General features: G+C 55.3%; 13 protein-coding genes. 9 read left to right on the plus strand and 4 right to left on the minus strand.

Going from position 1 to position 15861, the window contains the following annotated elements; genetic code table 11:
• Nucleotides 1-242: 242 nt before the first annotated feature.
• A complete protein-coding gene (locus IAE30_RS15290; protein ID WP_038644249.1) occupies nt 243-1058 on the plus strand; it encodes a TIM barrel protein in 816 nt (271 codons plus the stop codon).
• 423 nt (nt 1059-1481) lie between these two features.
• On the opposite strand, the gene IAE30_RS15295 is transcribed toward IAE30_RS15290, so the two are convergent.
• Nucleotides 1482-2705 (minus strand): MFS transporter, encoded by a 1224-nt coding sequence (locus IAE30_RS15295; protein ID WP_038644248.1) that lies wholly within the window; start codon nt 2703-2705, stop codon nt 1482-1484.
• A 228-nt stretch (nt 2706-2933) separates the two neighbouring features.
• Here IAE30_RS15295 and IAE30_RS15300 point away from each other — a divergent pair, with 228 nt between their 5' ends.
• The 5 genes from IAE30_RS15300 (at nt 2934) to IAE30_RS15320 (ending at nt 8749) form a co-directional block, all read left to right on the plus strand.
• Nucleotides 2934-3644 carry an ABC transporter ATP-binding protein gene (locus IAE30_RS15300; protein WP_045814084.1) on the plus strand — a complete coding sequence of 237 codons (711 nt, stop codon included), beginning with the start codon at nt 2934-2936 and terminating at the stop codon, nt 3642-3644.
• A complete protein-coding gene (locus IAE30_RS15305) occupies nt 3622-4593 on the plus strand; it encodes an ABC transporter substrate-binding protein (protein WP_197079561.1) in 972 nt (323 codons plus the stop codon). The genes IAE30_RS15300 and IAE30_RS15305 overlap by 23 nt, the downstream gene beginning before the upstream one ends.
• Nucleotides 4594-6249, plus strand: coding sequence for an iron ABC transporter permease (locus IAE30_RS15310; RefSeq protein WP_200680313.1), 1656 nt, complete (start codon nt 4594-4596; stop codon nt 6247-6249).
• Between the two features lie 179 nt (nt 6250-6428).
• Nucleotides 6429-7475 (plus strand): AI-2E family transporter, encoded by a 1047-nt coding sequence (locus tag IAE30_RS15315; RefSeq protein WP_038644245.1) that lies wholly within the window; start codon nt 6429-6431, stop codon nt 7473-7475.
• A gap of 152 nt (nt 7476-7627) precedes the next feature.
• A complete protein-coding gene (locus IAE30_RS15320) occupies nt 7628-8749 on the plus strand; it encodes an RNA-guided endonuclease TnpB family protein (RefSeq protein WP_200538719.1) in 1122 nt (373 codons plus the stop codon).
• A 58-nt stretch (nt 8750-8807) separates the two neighbouring features.
• Here the strand turns inward: IAE30_RS15320 and IAE30_RS15325 are convergent, their stop codons facing one another.
• Both IAE30_RS15325 and IAE30_RS15330 read right to left on the minus strand, forming a co-directional pair.
• On the minus strand, nt 8808-9755 hold the full coding sequence (locus IAE30_RS15325) for an ABC transporter substrate-binding protein (protein ID WP_045833762.1): 948 nt from the start codon (nt 9753-9755) through the stop codon (nt 8808-8810).
• Nucleotides 9756-9764: 9 nt separating this feature from the next.
• Nucleotides 9765-10529, minus strand: a complete 765-nt coding sequence (locus IAE30_RS15330) for a class II aldolase/adducin family protein (RefSeq protein ID WP_038644243.1) — start codon at nt 10527-10529, stop codon at nt 9765-9767.
• Between the two features lie 238 nt (nt 10530-10767).
• Between IAE30_RS15330 and IAE30_RS15335 the strand changes: the two genes are divergently transcribed.
• Entirely contained in the window at nt 10768-12372 is a 1605-nt protein-coding gene (locus IAE30_RS15335; protein WP_200680363.1) for an EAL domain-containing protein, read from the plus strand.
• Entirely contained in the window at nt 12347-13306 is a 960-nt protein-coding gene (locus IAE30_RS15340; protein ID WP_200680315.1) for a D-2-hydroxyacid dehydrogenase family protein, read from the plus strand. Before IAE30_RS15335 ends, IAE30_RS15340 begins: the two co-directional genes overlap by 26 nt.
• Here IAE30_RS15340 and IAE30_RS15345 read toward each other — a convergent pair.
• The gene (locus IAE30_RS15345; RefSeq protein WP_200680317.1) at nt 13298-13765 is read right to left on the minus strand and encodes a hypothetical protein; all 468 of its coding nucleotides are present in this window, start codon (nt 13763-13765) and stop codon (nt 13298-13300) included. The genes IAE30_RS15340 and IAE30_RS15345 overlap by 9 nt on opposite strands.
• A gap of 572 nt (nt 13766-14337) precedes the next feature.
• Here IAE30_RS15345 and proP point away from each other — a divergent pair.
• Nucleotides 14338-15843 carry a glycine betaine/L-proline transporter ProP gene (proP, locus tag IAE30_RS15350; protein ID WP_045833759.1) on the plus strand — a complete coding sequence of 502 codons (1506 nt, stop codon included), beginning with the start codon at nt 14338-14340 and terminating at the stop codon, nt 15841-15843.
• Nucleotides 15844-15861 lie beyond the last annotated feature (18 nt).

Genomic DNA, 15861 nt, shown 5'->3' on the forward strand with positions numbered 1-15861 from the left:
TCTGTCTGTCAGGCAGGCGCAAAGCCCTCACTACGGGCGTTCTTACCCTGTTGCCCCGGCGCAATCCTAACCCACTGTGAGCAAACATTTTCTACTTAAGTCACGTCGCTATGCTGTTACGCGAAACGAAATATGAAATTTTTGCGAGGAAGATCCAATATCTGATATTTCATAATTCACTAACAATGAAATAAATGTTTTCTTTGCAGCATCTGATCCGTATCCTATTACAGGAGCCACACATGGCCATCGATCCAACCCGTTTCTGTATCAACCGTAAAATTGCGCCTGCGCTCTCACTAGAAGCTTTTTTCCAGTTAGTTCAGCGACTGGGTTTGAGCAAAGTGGAACTGCGTAACGATATGCCGGGCGGCAAGGTCACCGATGGTCTGAGCGCGTCGCAGCTGCGATCGCTGGCGGATAAGTATCACATCGAGATCGAGACCATTAACGCGCTCTATCCGTTTAACCGCCCTGATGACGCGCTGTTGAGCAAAGCCGAAGCGATGTTGCAAGAAGCAAAAGCCATTGGAGCCAAAGCGCTGGTGATGTGCCCATTGAACGAGGGTATTGCCATCGCACCAGAGAAAACGCTGGAGGCGTTGCAGATCCTGGCACCGCGCTTCGCTGAATACGGTATTCAGGGGCTGGTTGAGCCGCTGGGCTTCCCGGTGAGTTCACTGCGCTCTGCGGTGCAGACGCAAAAGCTGATTAAGCAGGCGGGCGTGCCGTTTAAATTGTTGCTGGATACCTTCCATCATCACCTGTACGAGAACGCCGAGCAGGAGTTCCCGCAGGAGATTGAGGTGAACCAGATTGGTTTAGTGCATCTCTCAGGCGTGGAAGATACCCGCCCAACGGTGGCACTGACGGATGAAGAGCGCATTATGCTGAGCGACCGCGATGTGCTGAACAGCGTGGCGCAGGTGAAGCGTCTGGAGATGCTTGGTTATAAGGGCATTTACGCATTTGAGCCATTCTCCCCGGAGCTGGAGAAGTGGGGCGCGAAAGAGATTGAACGCGAAATTCGCCAGAGTATTGAGTTACTGCAAGCCTGATTTATAACGGCGGCCGAGGGTGTGTGGTCGCCGTTTCCCCTACCCTTATCTGTGTCCATAACAAGACACACTTTGTTAGTGTTAGGCCTCGGTCGGAGGCCCTTTTTTCCATCCTCGTCATATTTTACGTCATAGCTGCGTTGGCCGCGTTTGTGCGCCCCAGTCACTTACGGACGTAAGCTCCTGAGGACTTACAAACTTGCCGCCTTGCTCTGACGTAAACTATTTAGAGGATGCCTGAGCGATTTAACAACGTTTGCTCTCACCCTAATCACTTACGGACGTAAGCTCCTGGGGACTTACCAACTTGCCGCCTTGCTCTGACGTAAACTATTTAGAGGATGACTGAGCGATTTAACATCCTGTTTCGAGGGCGCCTGAGTGATTGACATGAATAATTTGAGGATGCTTATCTATTGAGAGTCAGGCATTTTCTTTGATTTCTACGTTCGCCTCTGCGGGCATGCGCTTCATCATGCGTAACGTGCAGAACAGCGCCAGACATACCAGCAGCGCAGTCAGCAGATACACCAGCGAGACTCCGGCGTAACTCATGATAAACCCCGCAATCGGGCCGGTGATGCCCAATGACAGATCCATAAACGCCGTGTAGGTCGCTAGCGCGCTGCCCTGATTCTGCTGCGGTACCACCTTCACCGCCACCACGCCAATCGCCGGGAACACCAGCGAGAAACCTGCACCGGTTAGAAACGCCCCCATTTTGGCCATCCAGGGATCGAATGAACCCGCCACCAGAAACAGTCCAACCGCTTCGACGGCAAAACAGATGCTGGCGACGCGCAGGCCACCGAGTTTATTGATAGCGTTGGGGAACAGCAGGCGCGTGCCGACAAAGGCGGCACTGAACATCGTTAGGGCAAAGGCGGCACCATCCCAGCCTTTATCCTGATAGAACAGGGTGATAAAGGTGGCGATGACGCCAAACCCTGCTGACCCCATCGCCAGGATCAGGCCAAAACCGTAGATTTTGCCCAGCACATCACGAAACGGCAGCGGTTTGGCTTTGCTGCCTTTCACCGGCGCACGCGGCAGTGCCAGCGCAATCGCCAGCACGCAGATGGCTATGATGATGCTGGAAAGCAGCAGTAAACCGCCGCTGCGGAAAATCACCACACCCAGCGGTGCACCAATCGCCATCGCGCCGTAGGTGACGATACCGTTCCAGGAAATCACCCGACCAATATGCAGCGACCCAACGCGCGCCACGCCCCACAGTGAAGTGCCGGTGCCAGAGAAGCTTTGCCCCACGCCCAATATTACGCGCCCCAGACACAGCAAAATCAGGCTGACGACGCCCTGCCCTTCCGTCAGTGCTGAAAGCAGGATACAGATGCCGCTAATCAGACAACCCACCAGCCCCAGCACCACGACCTTCTTCGGCCCCCACATATCAGCATAGCGCCCGGCATGTGGACGGCTCAGCAGCGTGGCGATGTACTGCAGGCTGATCACCAATCCCGCCCAAAAGGCGCTGTAGCCCAATCCGTCATGGACAAAGCCCGGCAGCACCGCCAACGGCAGGCCAATCGTGAGATAGCTGGCGAAATTGAACTTCACAATGGAGAGGATCAGAAGATTCAGGCGAAGTCGGCCGTGTTCAGGGGCTGCGGCAGGCTGGTCAGGCATGAGTGATTGCGCTCGTGGGTGACTAAATATTTGTATAGAAGGCTAACTATACGCCTTTTCCTGCCGACTGCATCCGGTGATCGCCCTAATTTATGGTCATCATTTCGTCATATCGCCCACTTACACTCGCGCCCAACAAATCCCAAAGAGGATAAACAATCTGATGCTGCTCCTGATTTGCTGTCAGGCGCGCGTGCCGCAGTGCTACTCCTTCACGGGAGGTAGCCAGTGACGCATGCCGTGCCTATCGAACTGAAAAATCTCAGATGGTCGGTGAACAATCTGACGATTCTGCACGATCTCTCCCTGACGATTCCCGCAGGCGAAATCCTTGCGCTGCTCGGCCCGAGCGGCTGTGGCAAAAGCACGCTGCTAAAACTGCTGGCGGGTTTGCTGCAACCCACGGCGGGTGAGCTATGGATTGGCGATCGCTGCGCTGCCTCTGCACGTCATTGTGATGCGCCGGAAATGCGCAACCTCGGCATGGTTTTCCAGGATTACGCCTTGTGGCCGCACATGACGGTGGCGCAAAACGTCGCTTTCCCGTTGCGCATGCGCGGTGTGAAAAAAGCGGCGGCGCGTGAACAAGCCGATGCAGCGCTGGCGCAGGTTGGCCTGGCTGATTTTGGCGATCGCAAACCGGCGTTGCTCTCTGGCGGGCAGCAGCAGCGTGTCGCCCTCGCCCGTGCTTTGGTTGCCAAACCCGCGATTTTGTTGTTCGACGAACCGCTCTCCAATCTTGACCGCGATCTGCGCGAAACCCTGGTGCATACCATGGCCGATCTGCTGCGCAGTGCGGGCATTACCGCTGTTTATGTCACGCATGACCGCGAGGAAGCCAACACACTCGCCGACCGCATTATTCACCTGGCACAGGGCCAGATTGTTTCCGTTACTCACCTCTCAGGGGACCGCAATGCCATCTCTCAAGTCAGTTAAAACAGGAGCCATCAGCGCGATGATTTTGACTTCCGCTATGATGATCAACGATGCCCAGGCGCTGACGGTTTATACCGCCGGTCCGGGTTCGCTATCAAAAAGTCTTGCCACCGGATTCGAAAAGCAAACCGGTATTAAAGTGAATATCTTCCAGGCCACGACCGGCAAAGTCATGGCGCGCCTGGAAGCTGAACAGGCTAATCCGCAAGCCGATGTGCTGATCTCTGCCTCATGGGATACCGCCGAAGATCTGCAACATCGTGGCTGGCTGCTGCCGTATGAAAGCGCCAATGCGGCGAAAGTACCAGAGCAGTTCAAAACGGCAAACTATGTCGCGCAGGGTATTTCTGCACTCGGCATTGTGTGGAACACCAAAAGCGGCACGCCAGAGCCAAAAACCTGGCAGGATCTGACGGCGCCCGCGTTTAAAGATAAAGTCACCACGCCGGATCCCGCTCTGTCCGGCGCTTCACTCGATCTGTTGATTGGCCTGCAAAACAGCGAAGGCGAGAAAGCCTGGCAGTTGTTTGATCAGTTAAAAGCCAATGGCATGGTGATGAGCGGCCCGAATGCCCAGGCCGTCACACCCGTGCTGCAAGGGGCGAAAGCGGCGGTGTTTGGTGCGGTGGATTACGTCACCTATAACAACATCGCGCAGGGTGAAAGCGTCAAAGTGATCTTCCCGGAGAACGGCACCGTGGTAGCACCGCGTCCGATGATGATTCTGAAAAGCAGCCAACATGCCGATGATGCGAAGAAGTTCGTCGATTATGTGCTGTCGGATGAAGGCCAGGAGCAGGTCGCGAAGGCCTGGTTGATGCCTGCACGTACCGATATCAAAGCACAGCGTCCGCTGTTCACCGAGATCAAATTACTGCCCGCTAATAGCGATGGCAGCAGCGAGCGTTCGGCGGTGTTGAAGCGCTTTGGCGCCCTGTTCGGGCAGTAAATGATGTCGCGTGCCCTGAATGGATTGATTCTACTGGCGCTGACGCTGCTGGTGGCACTGCCGCTGCTGTTTATCGTGCTACAGGCACTGTTTTCACAGCCTGGCGAGGGGAACTGGAGTGGGGCTTTCAGCGCGTTACCGGCGCTGTTTGAAGATCCCCAACTGGTTCCGATGTGGCTGGGCACGCTGAAGATCGGCGGCGGCGTGGCGCTGTGCAGTTTGCTGCTGGGCTTACCGCTCGGCGCGCTGCGCGGCCTATTCCGCCTGCCGGGTGCGGCAATGTGGGATCTGTTATTCCTGATCCCCTTCCTCACGCCGCCCTATATCGTGGCGCTGTCATGGACGCTGGCGCTGCAACGCAACGGCTATTTTGAGCAACTCATCGGCATCAACTTTGATAGCCTGCTGTTCAGCAGTACCGGCATGACGCTGGTGATGACGCTGAATATTTTCCCGGTGGTCTATTTTGCGGTGTCGCGTTCGCTGATGGCGAGCGGTCAGCGCCTCGCCTGGGTGGCTCGCGTCCACGGCGCATCAGCCTGGCGCGCTTTTGCCCAGATCACATTGCCGCTGACGCTTCCTGCGTTAGCCGGTGGCGTGCTGCTGGCATTCACGCTGGCGATCGAAGAGTACGGCGTGCCTGCGGCGCTCGGCACTCAGGCGCATCTGACGTTGATGACGGTCGGTATTGAAATCAAACTGGCGGACTGGCCAATCGACTTACCGGGCGCGGCATCTCTCTCGTTGATGCTGAGTCTGGTGGCGCTCACCGCCTGGTTCCTGCAACGTAAATTGACCGGCAGCAGCGATGTGACGTCAGTTAACGGCAAACCGGTGGTGCAGGAACTGGCCGAGGGCGGGCGCTGGCTGCCGCTGATGTTGCTGCCGTTTATCCTCACCGTTTTACTCGCCGTGGTACTGCCGCTGGGCGCAATGACGCTGAGTGGATTACTGAATACCCTTTCCGGCGGCCTGCATGTGAATAACCTGACGCTGCGTCATTTCGGCGCGCTGTTCAGTCAGCAAGGGGATGCATTAGCGGCCTTCTCCACCAGCATTGGGCTGGCGCTGGGCGCGGCACTGCTCACTGGGCTGCTCGGTTTCCTGATTGCCTGGCGCGTATCAGAAGGGAAAACGCGCCTGCTGGCGATGATGGATGGCCTGGCGCTGCTGCCTGCCGCCATGCCGGGTGTGGTGGTCGGTGTTGGGTTGATTCTGCTGTGGAACCGCGGCTTCTGGCCGGTTTCACCTTACAACACGATGTTTATTCTGCTGCTTTCCTACAGCTGCCTGCTGCTGCCGTGGCCGGTACGCTATGTCAGCAGTGCGCTGCGTCAGCTGGCCCCCACGCTGGAACCGGCGGCGCGCGTGCACGGCGCATCACGCTTACAGGCGCTGCGCCTGATCGTCCTGCCGCTGGTCGCTCCAAGTCTGCTGGCTGCGATGATGATGGTGTTTGCCGTGGCATCGCGCGAACTGGTGACATCGCTACTGCTGGCACCCGCCGGGACGCAAACCGTGGCGATTTTTATCTGGCGTCAGTTCGAGCAAGGTTCCGTGGGACAAGGGATGGCGATGGCCACCGTGACACTGCTTGCCAGCCTCACCCTGATGCTGGGCGCCACCATGCTGATGCAGCGCCAGGGGAATAAATAGCGCGATGAACCGCGCCGCTACAACTCAGCTGCACATGCCATTAGCGGCGCAATTTATTGCGCGTTACACCGCGTCTTTGCCGAAAAACGCACTCACGCGTTTCGCTTATTCCTAAATAAACAATCACTTAATCTCGTTCAACTACACTCTCCTGAGCCATTGATGACTCAGGAGAGTAAATGAACAACCTGCCCCAGGAAAAAATTGGCCAGAACATGCTAGTCAAGATGGCGATGCTGGTGATCATTCTGGCGGGCATTCGCGCCGCGTCAGAGATTCTGGTGCCCTTCCTGCTTGCCAGCTTTCTGGCGATTGTGCTGAATCCGCTGGTCACCCTGCTGATGCGTCGCGGCGTGCCGCGTGGTCTGGCCATCACAGCGGTGATCAGCGTGATATTTATCGTCATTCTGTTGCTGGTGGGCGTGATGGCCAGTTCGGCCAGTGACTTCAGCGATACCTATCCGCAAATCCGTAGCATGCTGGAACAAAAGCTCGGCGTGGTGCAGCACTTTGCCGCTCGCTTTCATATCAATATCTCCACGGAAGCCTTAGCCGCCCGGCTCGACCCGAATGTGATGATGGATATGGCCACCACGCTGCTGAAACAGTTTTCCGGTGCCATGACCAACGTGCTGCTGCTGATCCTCACCGTGGTGTTTATGCTGTTTGAAGTGCGTCATCTGCCTTACAAAATGCGTAACGCTATGGTGAATCCGCAAATCCGCATCGCGGGGTTACACCGCGCCTTCAAAGGCGTGACCCACTACCTGGCGCTAAAAACCCTGGTTAGCCTGATGACCGGTCTCGCCGTTTGGCTGGTGCTGGAACTTATCGGCGTGAAGTTTGCGCTGTTCTGGGGCGTCGTGGCCTTTATCCTTAACTTTGTACCCAACATCGGGCCGATCATCGCCGGCATCCCGCCGTTTATTCAGGCGCTGGTATTGAACGGAACTTACGATGCGTTGTTTGTGGTGGCGCTGTTCAGCGCGATTCATATGGTGTTTGGCAATATGCTGGAGCCAAAGCTGATGGGGCGCGGATTGGGGCTCTCGACGCTGGTGGTGTTTCTGTCGCTGATATTCTGGGGCTGGCTGTTGGGGCCGGTGGGCATGCTGCTGTCAGTACCACTGACCAGCGTCACTAAGATATTGATGGAGACCACGCCGGGTGGCAGCCGACTGGCGATTATGTTAGGCAATGGCCGACCGGGATCGCGTCCGCGTTAATGCGCACATAACCAATCTGGCACGATACATCTCGCCAGATTGGTGTTTATCAATTTGCGCGTAAGACCTCGCCCAATCGGGCGGGGATATAAGCGCGGTAACTGCGTAACATCCCTTGAGTTTCTTAAATGATGTTCCGTAATATGTAAGATATGAAGCGCGCATATAAATACAGATTCTATCCTACCCCCGATCAGATTGAGCTTTTGGCTCAAACATTCGGGTGTGTGCGTTTTGTCTATAACAGCATTCTGCGCTGGCGCACTGACGCATACTATGACCGCCAGGAAAAGATCGGTTATACGCAAGCCAGCGCACGACTAACCGCTCTCAAAAAAGAGCCAGATTTTGCATGGCTCAATGACGTTTCCAGCGTTCCATTGCAGCAGGCGCTACGCCACCAACAAGCCGCCTTTTCTCACTTCTTTGCCGGTCGGGCGAAATATCCCACATTCAAAAGCAAGCGCCATAAACAGACGGCTACGCTGACCGATGCCGCGTTTAAATACCGTGATGGCAAGTTGTTTATGGCAAAGAGCAAAGCGCCTTTAGACGTGCGCTGGAGTCGCCCTTTGCCATCCGTGCCGTCTACCGTCACCGTATCTAAAGATTCAGCGGGGCGCTATTTCGTGTCGTGCCTGTGCGAGTTTGAACCTGTATCACTGCCGATCACCGCTAAAACGGTCGGCATTGATGTTGGTTTAACAGATTTGTTCGTCACCGATAACGGATACAAAACAGGCAATCCCCGCCACACCGCTAAATATGCGAAGCGCCTCGCGCTGCTCCAGCGTCGATTGAGCAAGAAGAAAAAAGGCTCAAAAAATCGCGCTAAAGCCCGTGTAAAAGTCGCCCGCATTCACGCAAAAATTGCTGATTGCCGTATGGATAATCTGCACAAACTATCCCGCAAACTCATTAACGATAACCAAGTTGTTTGCATCGAATCCCTTAAAGTGAAAAACATGATCCGCAATTCGAAACTCTCCAAGGCGATAGCAGACGCAAGCTGGGGCGAATTTGTTCGTCAGCTTGAATACAAGGGCGAATGGTCGGGGCGATCCGTGGTCGCCATTGACCGGTTTTTCCCGTCCTCAAAACGTTGTAGCGGTTGCGGCTATACCCTGCCAAAAATGGCGCTTAATGTCAGGTCATGGACTTGCGCTGAATGTGGGGCTCACCATGATCGTGACGTAAACGCGGCGAAGAATATAAAAGCGGTCGGGCTGGCCGCGTTAGCCCATGGAGCGACTGTAAACCCTAAAGCCGCTTAAGGTGGTTTAGGTAGGTTGCGTTGAAGTGGGAATCCTCGCCCATTAGGGCGGGGAGCAGTCAATGCGTAAACACGCTGTTATCGGTAATCGCCTGTACATCGACTTTGTTCGGCAAAATCTTCAGTTCGCTAAACAGATCTGACACCTTCTGCACTTTCGCCACATCTTCTGCCGTCACCCCCCGAACGCCGTGCGAAATGCGCGGCGTAATCTTCTGCGCATCTTCCGGCGAAAGACGTGTTAACTGGGCATAGACTGCGTTGTACTGCTGCGGGTGCTCCAGCGCCCATTCGCGGGCTTTGGCTAAACGATGAGTGAAATCGACAATCGCCGCTCGCTTAGCGGGATCGTCCAGCGAACTCTGCGTGGCAGTGACAAACGACAGTGCCGTGGTTAACCCTTTGCCATCGCGCAGCAGGCGTGCACCGTGCTGTTCGGCAATCCCCAGATAGGGATCGAACGTGGCCCAGGCGGCAATTTGCCCGGAATTAAACGCGGCGCTGGCATCGGTTGGCAAAACAAACCGCACCGGCACCGTATCGCGTTTTACCTGCGCTTCTTCCAGCGCTTCATACAGTAGATGCTGGGAAATGCTGCCGCGCGCCGATGACACCACCACTTCCTTTCCGACCAGATCTTTCACACTGTGAATCGGTGAATCAGCCGGGACGATCACCCCGTTCGAACCGGCATCGCCGACGTTGGTGGCGATGATCTTCAACGGTACCCCACCGGATGCCGCCATCAGTACCGGGAGATCACCGGCGTAAGAGGTATCGACTGCCCCCGCACGTTGCGCTTCAAACAGCGGTGCCGCACCCTGGAAATTCGCCCAGCGATACTGATAGGGCGCATCTTTCATCACATCGGCGGCCTCAATCAGCGAACGCAGATTGCGCGCCTGATCGCCCAGCACCAGAGTGACTTTGCTTAAATCAGGTGCCGCCTGACTGCTAAACGCCGCGCACAGCAACAGCGTCGAAACAACCGGTTTCATCCATTTCATAGGGGATTCTCAGAGTGCGTTGCGGTTGAGCTGGCGGATGTAAGCATCCCAGTGCAGCTGATATTTGTGGTTACGGATGCTGTTGTCGAAGGCTTGCGCCGCTTTCTCGGATACCGCATCAGGCAGGATGATCAAATCCGCACCGCCCGACTGAGCTGCTAGCTGCGCCTGGCAAGCACGCTCCAGGTAGTAAAGGTTATAGAATGCTTCTTCGATGCTGCCACCGCTGGTGAGTAAACCGTGATTGCGCAGAATCAACGCGTTAAGATCGCCAAGATCGGCCACAATGCGTTGCTGCTCATCAAGATCCAACGCAATGCCTTCGTAATCGTGATAGCCAAGGCGATTGTGGAAGCGCGTGCTGTGCTGCGAAATCATCAGCAAACCGTTGCGCTGCGCAGAGACACCAATGCCCGCCGCCGTATGCGTATGCAGCACGGCATGCGCATCCGGACGCGCACGGTGAATGGCGCTGTGAATCACAAATCCCGCGTGGTTAATCCCCAGCCCCGTCGGGTCATCAATGATGTTTCCGTCGATATCAATTTTCACCAGCGTCTCCGCCGAGATTTCATCGAAGGTTTGACCAAAAGCGTTAATCAGAAAATGGGGCTGATCCCCCGGCACACGCAGAGAAAAGTGGGTGTAGATATGGTCAGTCCAGCGCAGCCTGGCCGCCAGGTGATAGGCCTGCGCCAGCTTCACACGCGCCTGCCATTCGCCTTCGCTGATGCGTTGGCGCAGGGAAGCCACATCCAGGGTTTCAGTGCTCATTTTCGCTCCTCATTTCAGGTCAATATGCTTTCCCATCATCGTGGCACAGCGCTTTTCCCGCTGGGAAATGCCAATAACGGCAAAACATTGTCAATTAACGCAAAGCGACGCCGATATTTGACCTGAGTCAGTCCAAAGCAAAAGCAAAACGCTAATATGCACGGCCCCTGGAAGTGTTATGCTGCTGACGCCGCAGCTTAGCCCTCATCTGCTGCTTAAAATGACCGAGGAAAGTCAGGTGCCACCGCAAAGAAAAAATCGCGATTTTGGCTGGCTGTTAATTGTCTGTGCCGGGTTATTACCGCTGGTACTGGGCATCCTTTGTACGGCCATTGAAGCGCGGCACACGGTGAGCCAGCAGCAGATCTCCACCGCTAACTCCTTACTCACTCAAGCCGAAAAAATGAGTGATAACGCCTGGGATATGATCACCCAACTGCGTCAGTACCATTATCAGCCTTGTGCGAAGATCGAGGATCAGCTGCAGCGCGCTGGCACCCTCAACGCCTATTTCCGTTCCGTCGGTCTGCTGAGTGGCGAGAACATTAGCTGCTCGTCTGCCTTTGGTTTAGCCAATGGCACACTGACCCAGATGATGATGCAACCGCCGCCAATCACCGGCAAAGCCTGGTGGAGTATCTCGATTCGTGGCACTTACGGCGTGCCCAATCGACCCGCCGTGGTGTTCGTGCGTCAACTCCCAGACACTACCGGTTTCTGGGCGGTAATTGATGGCCAGTATCTGATGGATTTTATGCACGCCATTGGTGAGTCACGTGGCTATCAAATGAGCTTGCGCTTTAGCGGCGGCGCACCGATTACCAGTGGCCCTGCCGATATCGAACCCGAGCTGTATTTAAAAAGCGAGCCTTATCAGGCCGAATCCAGCCGCTACCCCATTAGCGTGAATGTCACCGTGCCCGCCTCCGAGTTGCTGAAGGCCTGGCGTCAGGCGCTGTTTATCTTCCTGCCGATGGCGGCAATTTTCTCTATCCTGCTGATGGTATTGACCGCCAACTGGCTGCGCCGCCGCATTTCGTGGGCCGATGAAATCCGCCGCGCGATGCGTAGCCGTCAATTCTCGGTCCATTACCAGCCGGTTTACAGCACGGAAATCGAGCGCTGTAAAGGCGCGGAAGCCCTGTTGCGCTGGCAATTGCCGAATGGTGAGATGATCCGTCCGGATATCTTTATCAGCCACGCCGAATCTGAAGGGATAATTGTGCAACTGACCCAGCATTTGCTGGATCTGATGGCGGAAGATATTCAGGGCTGGGAGGTTGAGCCCGGTTTCCATATTGGCCTGAACGTGGCGGCAGAACACTTGCAACATGCCGATTTCGTGCAGGACATTCAGCGCTTTGCCCGCCGCATTAAAGACAAGCAGATGGTGGTGACGCTGGAGCTCACCGAGCGCAGCCTGATTGATGATGGCGAACTGGTGGCGCGTAAACTCCGCTACCTGCAGTCACACGGCATGAAAGTGGCGATTGATGACTTTGGTACCGGCCACTGCTCACTTTCTTATCTGCTGACCTTCCCGCTGGATTACCTGAAAATCGATCGCGGCTTCATTAACGCCATTGAAGGTCTGGAGGTAGAAACACCGGTGCTGGATGCCATCATTAATCTGTGCCACAAACTCAAGCTGGATGTACTGGGTGAAGGGGTCGAAACCTCGTTGCAATACGAATACCTTCGGCAGCGTGGCGTGGTGCTGATTCAGGGCTACTATTATGCCCGTCCGATGGATAATGACCGGCTCCGCGCCTGGCTCAATGAGCAAGGGCGCCAACCACTTCTCGTTGAGGAATCCCATGAGCCTGAATTGCATCATTCTTGATGATTACCAGAACGTGGCCCTGTCGCTGGCCGATTGGGCATCGCTGCAACCTACTGTCCACACCACCGCACTGACCCGGCATTTTGATCATGAAGACGAGCTGATTCGTCACATCGAACACGCCGATATTCTGGTCATCATGCGCGAGCGCACACCGCTCACGGCCGAACTGATTGGTCGCTTGCCTAACCTGAAACTAGTGATCACCTCCGGCATGCGTAATGCCTCGATTGATCTGCATGCCTGTGCCGAGCGCTATATAGCCGTGTGCGGCACCGCTAGCAGCAGCGCTGCACCGATGGAACTCAGCTGGGGCTTACTGATTGGGCTGGCACGCCACATTGGGGTAGAAAACCAGGCACTGCGCAATAACGGGCCGTGGCAGCAAACACTGGGGCTCGGTTTGCAGGGCAAAACGTTGGGCTTAGTGGGGCTGGGTAAAATCGGTGGCGAGATGGCCAAAGTGGCGCAGGCCTTTGGGATGCGCATTTGCGCATGGAGTCAGAATCTCACCGACTCACGCGCGAGGGAATGTGGCGCAGAACGGATGCCTTCGCTGCACGCCTTGATGCAAGCGAGCGATTTTGTCTCGGTGCACCTGGTGCTCAGCGAGCGCTCGCGCCACGTGATTGACCGGGCTGCACTGGCGCAAATGAAGCCGGGCGCGCTGTTGATCAACACCTCACGCGCCGCACTTGTCGACCAGCAAGCGATGATTGCCGCGCTGCAATCCGGTCAATTGGCTGGGGCCGGAATCGATGTGTTCGAACAGGAACCGCTACCTGCTGACCACCCGTTGCGCCATCTGCCCAATGTGCTGGCCACGCCGCACCTTGGCTATGTCGCCGACACCAATTACCGCACCTACTTCACGCAGGCAGTGGAAGATATTCAGGGATGGATAAGCGGCGCACCCCTGCGCTCGCTACTCTGAGCGACGCCGTTTTTCGGCGATACGCAGCGCCACTTCCAGAGTGTCATCCGCCAGCGAGACCGGCGGGCGCTGGCCATTCAGGCGCTGGTTAATACGTTCCAGGGTCGGCGTCAGCTGTCCCACCAACTGCTGATACTCATCAAGCTGGGTAATGGGTTGATTACGCGCGATGCTGGTTTGCGTCAGGCGTTGCAGCTGCCGCAAACTCTCGGCCGCCTGGCTGGTGAGCAATCCCGCTTGCCGCCATGTTTTCAGGCGTTTCAGCAGCTCATCAGGTTGTTGGGCCAGTAACGCCAATTGGGCATCGGCGCGTTCACCGCAGTCAATCCAGCCAATCGGTGCCACAGGATCGGCAAACGTTCGCCGTGCATCAGGCGCATAATTGATAAGATTTCTTTCTACACTGTCAATTTGCGACAGCCAGGGATTATCAAACAATCGGGCGTTTTTTCTCGACATGAACACTCCACCTGAGCCAGGCGGCAGAGTATTACCGAATGATTACAAGCTGGCAAGCAAACTTACCGCCTCGCTTAATGATAAGAAATTCTTATTTATTTGCGCAACAATCAGGTATGGCAATCAAGCCGCCACTTGTCAGAACAATGGATTAATCAATCAGCGATGCGCAGTTGATATCACTGATAATCATCAAAATTTTCTCCGCGTTTTTTCATAAAAAAAATAAATGACACGCTTTGCCTCCCTTTGGATGCATTCCTGGCTGAAACGCACGCATTACGCGGCCTGACACGCGATAACCAGGATTTTATAAGCTGCGTTTCCTCCGTCTTTCCACCAGAGTTTTAGCCAAAAAATAGCCAGTTGCTGGCTGAAACATGACAAATATCACACAAAATCGGTATACTCTGTCGCGGGACGTAATCATTTCGCCCCTAATTATTACCGTTGCTACGCCGGATAAAATCCTCTTTCACGGCTATGCTTAAATCTTCTCAACGGCGTGGACTGGCCACAAAATGTAGTCTGCAGCGTTGAGGATTTTTCGATTTCCAATACAGGGTTACATCATGAAACTACGTAGGAAGCGTGTAAAACCTATCGGGCTGGATGACGTCACGATTATCGATGACGCCCGTTTGCGAAAAGCCATTACCGCCGCGTCTCTGGGCAACGCGATGGAGTGGTTTGATTTCGGTGTTTATGGCTTTGTCGCGTATGCGCTGGGTAAAGTGTTCTTCCCGGATGCGTCGCCAAGCGTGCAGATGATTGCTGCACTGGGTACCTTCTCTGTTCCCTTCCTGATTCGCCCGCTGGGTGGTCTGTTCTTTGGTATGCTCGGCGACAAATACGGTCGTCAGAAAATCCTCTCCATTACCATTGTCATCATGTCGATCAGTACCTTCTGTATCGGCCTGATCCCCTCTTATGCCACCATCGGCATCTGGGCTCCGATTCTGCTGCTGCTGGCGAAAATGGCGCAGGGCTTCTCGGTGGGCGGTGAATATACCGGTGCCTCGATCTTTGTCGCGGAATATTCGCCGGACCGTAAACGTGGCTTTATGGGCAGCTGGCTCGACTTCGGCTCCATTGCCGGCTTCGTGCTGGGTGCGGGCGTCGTGGTGCTGATTTCCACCGTCATCGGCGAAGCGAAATTCCTTGAGTGGGGCTGGCGTCTGCCGTTCTTCCTCGCGCTGCCGTTAGGTATCATCGGCCTGTATCTGCGTCACGCACTGGAAGAGACACCGGCGTTTCAGCAGCACGTTGAGAAGCTGGAGCAAGGCGATCGTGAAGGTCTGCGTGACGGTCCTAAAGTTTCGTTCAAAGAGATCGCCACCAAGCACTGGAAAAGTCTGCTGGCCTGTATCGGTCTGGTGATTGCCACCAACGTGACCTACTACATGCTGCTGACTTACATGCCGAGCTACCTGTCGCATAACCTGCACTACTCGGAAGATCACGGCGTACTGATCATTATCGCCATCATGATGGGTATGCTGTTTGTGCAGCCGGTGATGGGCATGCTGAGTGACCGCTTTGGCCGTCGTCCGTTTATCATCATCGGCAGTATCGCGCTGTTCGCCTTCTCGATTCCGGCCTTTATGTTGATTAACAGCGGCGTGCTGGGGCTGATTTTTGCGGGTCTGCTGCTGCTGGCGGTGATCCTCAATGCCTTTACCGGCGTGATGGCTTCGTCGCTGCCGGCGATGTTCCCAACGCACATTCGTTACAGTGCGCTGGCCAGTGCCTTCAATATCTCGGTACTGATTGCCGGTTTAACTCCGACCTTCGCCGCATGGCTGGTTGAGACAACCAACAATCTGTATATGCCGGCTTATTATCTGATGGTGGTCGCGGTGATTGGTTTGATCACCGGTATCTACATGAAAGAGACCGCCAACAAGCCGCTGCGCGGTGCCACACCGGCGGCGTCGGATATTGAAGAAGCGCGTGAAATCCTGCAGGAGCATCACGACAACATTGAGCAGAAAATCGAAGATATTGATGATGAGATCGCTAAGCTCGAGGCGAAACGTAAAAACCTGGTGCAGCAGCACCCGGACATCAACGAGTAATCTTCCCCACTCCCGCCG

The sequence above is a fragment of the Pantoea sp. S61 genome, from assembly GCF_016625145.1.
Lineage (GTDB): Bacteria > Pseudomonadota > Gammaproteobacteria > Enterobacterales > Enterobacteriaceae > Pantoea > Pantoea rwandensis_B.

Bases quoted from the DNA above. Each gene is read 5' to 3' on its own strand.
- IAE30_RS15320 (WP_200538719.1), top strand. From the start codon at position 7,628: ATGAAGCGCGCATATAAATACAGATTCTATCCTACCCCCGATCAGATT.
- IAE30_RS15330 (WP_038644243.1), bottom strand. From the start codon at position 10,529: ATGAGCACTGAAACCCTGGATGTGGCTTCCCTGCGCCAACGCATCAGC.
- IAE30_RS15315 (WP_038644245.1), top strand. From the start codon at position 6,429: ATGAACAACCTGCCCCAGGAAAAAATTGGCCAGAACATGCTAGTCAAG.
- IAE30_RS15295 (WP_038644248.1), bottom strand. From the start codon at position 2,705: ATGCCTGACCAGCCTGCCGCAGCCCCTGAACACGGCCGACTTCGCCTG.
- IAE30_RS15325 (WP_045833762.1), bottom strand. From the start codon at position 9,755: ATGAAATGGATGAAACCGGTTGTTTCGACGCTGTTGCTGTGCGCGGCG.
- IAE30_RS15340 (WP_200680315.1), top strand. From the start codon at position 12,347: ATGAGCCTGAATTGCATCATTCTTGATGATTACCAGAACGTGGCCCTG.
- IAE30_RS15345 (WP_200680317.1), bottom strand. From the start codon at position 13,765: ATGTCGAGAAAAAACGCCCGATTGTTTGATAATCCCTGGCTGTCGCAA.
- IAE30_RS15310 (WP_200680313.1), top strand. From the start codon at position 4,594: ATGATGTCGCGTGCCCTGAATGGATTGATTCTACTGGCGCTGACGCTG.
- IAE30_RS15290 (WP_038644249.1), top strand. From the start codon at position 243: ATGGCCATCGATCCAACCCGTTTCTGTATCAACCGTAAAATTGCGCCT.
- IAE30_RS15305 (WP_197079561.1), top strand. From the start codon at position 3,622: ATGCCATCTCTCAAGTCAGTTAAAACAGGAGCCATCAGCGCGATGATT.
- proP (WP_045833759.1), top strand. From the start codon at position 14,338: ATGAAACTACGTAGGAAGCGTGTAAAACCTATCGGGCTGGATGACGTC.